We start from the raw sequence: 4,645 nt of genomic DNA on the forward strand, positions 1-4,645 counted from the left end.
GCATACCCGGCTGGTCATTTTATAAATCGGGAAATATTTCTCTGTTCAAGGATGCGCAACAATCAGTCTGCACCCTGTGCTCTGAGGAGCATAACCATTTCCTCATGCCCCTGTTTTCCCGCCCACTCCAGCGCCGACCACCCCCGTGTGTGTTCCCGGTGATCGACATCCGCTCCGGCGGCAATGAGCAATTCGACGATTTTCACATGATTGTTGGAGGCGGCAAGCATCAGGGCTGTGTAACCACCCTTGTCCTGGGCATCAATCTCAGCACCTTCTGCAATGAGACGCCGGACGATGTCCACATGACCGTTCAGCGCCGCTTTCATCAGCGGCGTCCAGTCACAGCTGTCCCTCAGGTCGGGCGTGCCGGATTCATCGAGAAGCTGTTCGACAGCAGCCAGGTCTCCCTTTTCTGCCGCTGTCACCAGGGGAGGTACGACACAAAGCTGCTTCTCGCTATTGCCGGTCAGAAAAACAATCAGGGGAAGGGAAAAGAGAGTGAGATAGAAAAGCCACCGCATGACAGCATGGTTGCATCAGTCTGCCGGCTGCCTCAATGACATTACGCAGTTTCTGGGGGCTCCTGGTCAGTCTTGCCTTTTGCTGTGCATTTTTCACTCATGTCATCTGTGTGAATCAGCTGACCGTTGACCTGGGCACCCATGGCCATTTCGAGCAACTTATAGTGCAGATTGCCGGTCACCTGCGCGCCGGATGCCAGTTCCACCCGGTTGCAGGCAAACACGTCGCCGATGATGATGCCATCGAGAATGAGATTGTCCACTTTTACATCCCCTTCCACACGTCCGCTGGTGCTCACCACCAGCGAGGAATTGGTGTCGGGAACACCGGTGACGTTGCCTTTCACCAGCCCGTCGACATGCATGCCGGAAGTGAATTTCACGTTGCCACTGACCGTGGTATCAGCGCCGATCACCGTGACAATAGGGGGAAGTTTCAGCTTCTTTACACGCGCCATCATTTGTTACCCTGTATATAGCCTGACCAGGAGAAGGTTTTGCTCATTTTTTTCAGCTCCTTGTTGCGTGGCAGGAACTCGATCAGGACGGACTCCGGCTCGAAACCTTCAGGAAACTGCATTTCACCGTGTACATCCTGGAAATTGGAAAACTCCAGCTTTACCGCTTTCTCATCGTCATCAGAGAATTCGGTGCGGTCGAGCCGCTTCTTCTTTCCATTGAGCTTGCCTGACACTTTCATCACAAGCTTGCCCTTGGTGATTTCCACCTTTTCCATGACCTGCACGATGGTGAAATCATATTTGAACCTGTTTTCGCCTTCTGCAGGCTGCAGCTTGAAATTCTTTATATACAAACTGCCATTGTTGTTCGATACCAGACTGCGCAGCGTTTCCATTTCAGACTGCAGCGCCGCCTTTTCATTTTCGACGGCGATCAGTTGCTGCTGCAGTTCCCGGCTGGCCTGCTGCTCGATTTCCGCCTGTCTTCGGTAGCGGATGGAAGCCGCTTCCAGGTCGCGCGCTTCTGCCTGCTGCTCCCGCAGAGCGGTTTGCAACGCAGCAATCTCACGGGTGCTGTGTTCCTGATCGTAGCCGCCCTGTCGCACGCCCCAGGAATAAGCCTGCCAGCCGATTGCGCCCAGCAACACCAGCAACAGCAGCACCTGCCAGTAGCCACGCCTGTCATGATGATGCACGATGCGTGGTGAGCGGATGCGCTTGTCCCTGACCTTCGTTGTCGTAACCGGCTTCAAGGCAACAGTCCCACGATCCCCAGCCCTTCTTCCTCGTCCATGCCGAACATCAGATTCATATTCTGTACCGCCTGTCCTGCAGCGCCTTTCACCAGATTGTCTATGACCGAAAGAACAACCACCATATCGCCATTTGCGGGACGATGCAGTGCGATACGGCACATATTCCCTCCCCTGACGGAGCGCGTTTCCGGATGGGAACCCGCCGGCATCACGTCAACGAAGGGTTCGCCGGCATAGGCGTCCTCGTACAGCTTCTGCAGGTCCACTTCGCCGTCCACCTGCACATACAGGGTGGCATGGATACCGCGGATCATGGGCAGCAGATGGGGCACGAAGGTCAGCCCCACATCCTGTTTCAGGGCAAGGGACAGGTTCTGGCTGATTTCCGGCTGATGCCTGTGCCCCGCCACCGCATAAGCCTTGAAGCTCTCACCGGTTTCCGCCATGAGCATGGCCGTGTTGGCGCCCCGGCCGGCGCCACTGACGCCGGACTTGCAGTCCGCCACCAGCGCACTCAGATTGGCCTTCCCCGTCTTCAGCAAGGGCAGAAATCCAAGCGTAGCCGCGGTAGGATAACACCCCGGATTGGCGACCAGACGGGCCCTGCTGATGTCATCCCGAAACAGCTCCGGCAAGCCGTAAACGGCTTCCTTCACCAGGTCGGGACAGGCGTGCTCCATGCCGTACCATTGCTCCCACACGGCGATGTCCTTGATGCGGAAGTCCGCTGCCAGATCGATTACCCGCACACCTGCTTCCAGCAACGCCGGGACCTGCTGCATGGCAATACCGTTAGGAGTGGCAAAAAACACCAGATCACAGGATTTCAGTGCCGCTGCATCCGGCACCGTAAAGCACAGGTCAGTATAACCGCGCAGATTGGGATACATGTCAGCCACGGCCCTGCCTGCTTCCGAGCGGGAGGTGATCACCTTCAGCTCGACGCCGGGATGGCGCACCAGCAGGCGCAGCAGATCGACCCCGGTGTAACCTGTTCCTCCAACGATACCGACCTTGACCATTTCCTCTTCCAATGCGTGTGACGAAATGTCATATTCTACAACACACGGGAACAGCATAGGGTTTCTTCCGCACGATCATGGAGTCACAAACCATACAATCCATTGCGCTGATGCTCGGCGCGGGCTGGGCCTCGGGGCTGAACCTGTACGCGGCCGTGCTGGTGCTCGGCTGGATGGGCGCCAGTGGCCAGGCCGATCTGCCCCCCAGCCTGGATATACTGAGCAACCCCTTGGTCATGGGCGCGGCAGGCCTGATGTTCGTGGTGGAATTCTTCGCAGACAAAGTACCGGGGCTGGACAGCCTCTGGGATGCCATACACACTTTCATCCGCATCCCGGCGGGAGCGCTGATGGCGGCAGGCGCCGCTCAGGGACTGGACATGGGAGCGGTGGGAGAACTGATCGGACTGATCCTTGGCGGCGGCCTGGCCACCACCAGCCACGTGAGCAAGGCCAGTACCCGGGCGCTGATCAACACGTCCCCGGAGCCGGTGACCAACTGGACAGCTTCGGTCACGGAAGATGCGGCCGTGGTCGGCGGCTTGTGGACCGCACTCAACTACCCCTGGCTGTTTGTGTTACTGCTGATACTCTTTATACTGTTGGCCATCTGGCTGGTGCCCAAGACCTGGCGATTGCTCAAGGCCGCCGGAAAAACTGTATTCAGTTGGTTCAGAAAACCACAGCCCACTGAAACTACTGAAAATACCGACTGACGGAGATGAAGCATCATATCACCCTGGCCCTGGCTCAAAGCCCTGCATCTGATTTTCATGGTGAGCTGGTTCGCGGGTCTTTTCTACCTGCCGCGCCTGTTCGTGCACCATGCCATGTCTCTGGACGAGCCTGTTCTGGATGAAAAATTCAAGGTCATGGAACGCAAGCTCTATTATTTCGTTACACCATGGATGATTCTGACGGTGGTTTTCGGCACCTGGATGCTGATCGCCGGCGCCTGGGAAGCCTACAGCAGCATGATGTGGCTCCATATCAAACTGTTGCTGGTGGCCCTTCTGGTGGTCTACCATTTCTGGTGCGGCAAACTGGTGAAAGATTTCCGCGACGGAAAGAACCGCCATTCCCATACCTGGTACCGCTGGTTCAACGAACTCCCCCTGCTCCTGCTGGTGGCTATCGTGCTGCTGGCCGTGTTCAAACCCTTTTGACTGGGCACGCCCCGTTTGCAGGAGGCTGTCGGGCTGAAACCCAACCTTCGTGGAGCGTGGTGCGCAGGCAATAAAAAAGGCGCCGCAGCGCCTTTTTCACTTTTTCAACAGTGTTGCAGCAGGTTTAGCCGCAACCACCGCCGGTGTTGGAACCGCAGGTACCGCAACCGCTGCCGCCAACAGGCTGCAGGTTGTTGAACACGAAACGGGCATCTTCACCGTCATTGGCAACAAAATCGATTTCCACACCTTTGAGGTAACCCATGGTGCCGTTATCGACGATCAGCTTGAAACCGTCATATTCGCGCACGTTGTCTTCACCGCTGAGCTGATCGGTAAAGGTCATGCCAAAATTGACGCCGCTGCAGCCACCGGGCGTGGCATATACACGAACACCTTCGATGTTCTCTTCAACCTGCCCCGCCAGTTCCTGCATTTTCTGTTGTGCAGTCTCGGTAAGGGTCAGATCCTCATCACTGAGTTGGTTAACATTCGCTGTCATGGATATCACCTGTATTCTGTTTTCAAAATGTACTTAGCACAAGATTCTATCATGTAAACTACGCATCCTTCCATGCAGCTTCTGCAGGAATCATCACTATTCGCGAATATTAGAGTTTAATTAGTTCCCGTCTATAAATGCCAAGTCATTGAAATTCAATTGAAAAACCGAAAAAAGACGATGAGAAATCCGGTGCAGGATGGTACAATTATGAT

The 4,645-nt window shown here is 55.6% G+C and carries 7 protein-coding genes; 2 read left to right on the forward strand and 5 right to left on the reverse strand.

The features are described 5' to 3' along the window. Positions 1–62: 62 nt before the first annotated feature. Genes ACOCD2_RS12825 through argC form a run of 4 tightly spaced genes read right to left on the reverse strand, consistent with a single transcriptional unit; the run spans position 63 to position 2,762 of the window. Positions 63–524: an ankyrin repeat domain-containing protein gene (locus ACOCD2_RS12825; RefSeq protein ID WP_293672770.1), complete on the reverse strand. Its 462-nt coding sequence runs from the start codon at positions 522–524 to the stop codon at positions 63–65. A 41-nt stretch (positions 525–565) separates the two neighbouring features. Next, the gene (locus ACOCD2_RS12830) at positions 566–985 is read right to left on the reverse strand and encodes a bactofilin family protein (protein ID WP_293648184.1); all 420 of its coding nucleotides are present in this window, start codon (positions 983–985) and stop codon (positions 566–568) included. Beyond that, positions 982–1,737: a DUF6776 family protein gene (locus ACOCD2_RS12835; RefSeq protein ID WP_293648181.1), complete on the reverse strand. Its 756-nt coding sequence runs from the start codon at positions 1,735–1,737 to the stop codon at positions 982–984. Before ACOCD2_RS12835 ends, ACOCD2_RS12830 begins: the two co-directional genes overlap by 4 nt. Continuing rightward, positions 1,734–2,762 (reverse strand): N-acetyl-gamma-glutamyl-phosphate reductase, encoded by a 1,029-nt coding sequence (gene argC, locus ACOCD2_RS12840; RefSeq protein WP_293648193.1) that lies wholly within the window; start codon positions 2,760–2,762, stop codon positions 1,734–1,736. The genes ACOCD2_RS12835 and argC overlap by 4 nt, the downstream gene beginning before the upstream one ends. Before the next feature lie 77 nt (positions 2,763–2,839). Between argC and ACOCD2_RS12845 the strand changes: the two genes are divergently transcribed. Then, on the forward strand, positions 2,840–3,478 hold the full coding sequence (locus tag ACOCD2_RS12845; protein WP_293648178.1) for a DUF4126 domain-containing protein: 639 nt from the start codon (positions 2,840–2,842) through the stop codon (positions 3,476–3,478). A gap of 15 nt (positions 3,479–3,493) precedes the next feature. Beyond that, positions 3,494–3,928: a protoporphyrinogen oxidase HemJ gene (gene hemJ / locus ACOCD2_RS12850; RefSeq protein WP_293648190.1), complete on the forward strand. Its 435-nt coding sequence runs from the start codon at positions 3,494–3,496 to the stop codon at positions 3,926–3,928. 124 nt (positions 3,929–4,052) lie between these two features. On the opposite strand, the gene ACOCD2_RS12855 is transcribed toward hemJ, so the two are convergent. Further along, positions 4,053–4,430, reverse strand: a complete 378-nt coding sequence (locus tag ACOCD2_RS12855; RefSeq protein ID WP_293648175.1) for a HesB/IscA family protein — start codon at positions 4,428–4,430, stop codon at positions 4,053–4,055. Positions 4,431–4,645: the final 215 nt, after the last annotated feature.

Origin of the sequence: Thiolapillus sp. (genome assembly GCF_048562965.1) — a bacterium.
Lineage (GTDB): Bacteria > Pseudomonadota > Gammaproteobacteria > Chromatiales > Chromatiaceae > Thiolapillus > Thiolapillus brandeum_A.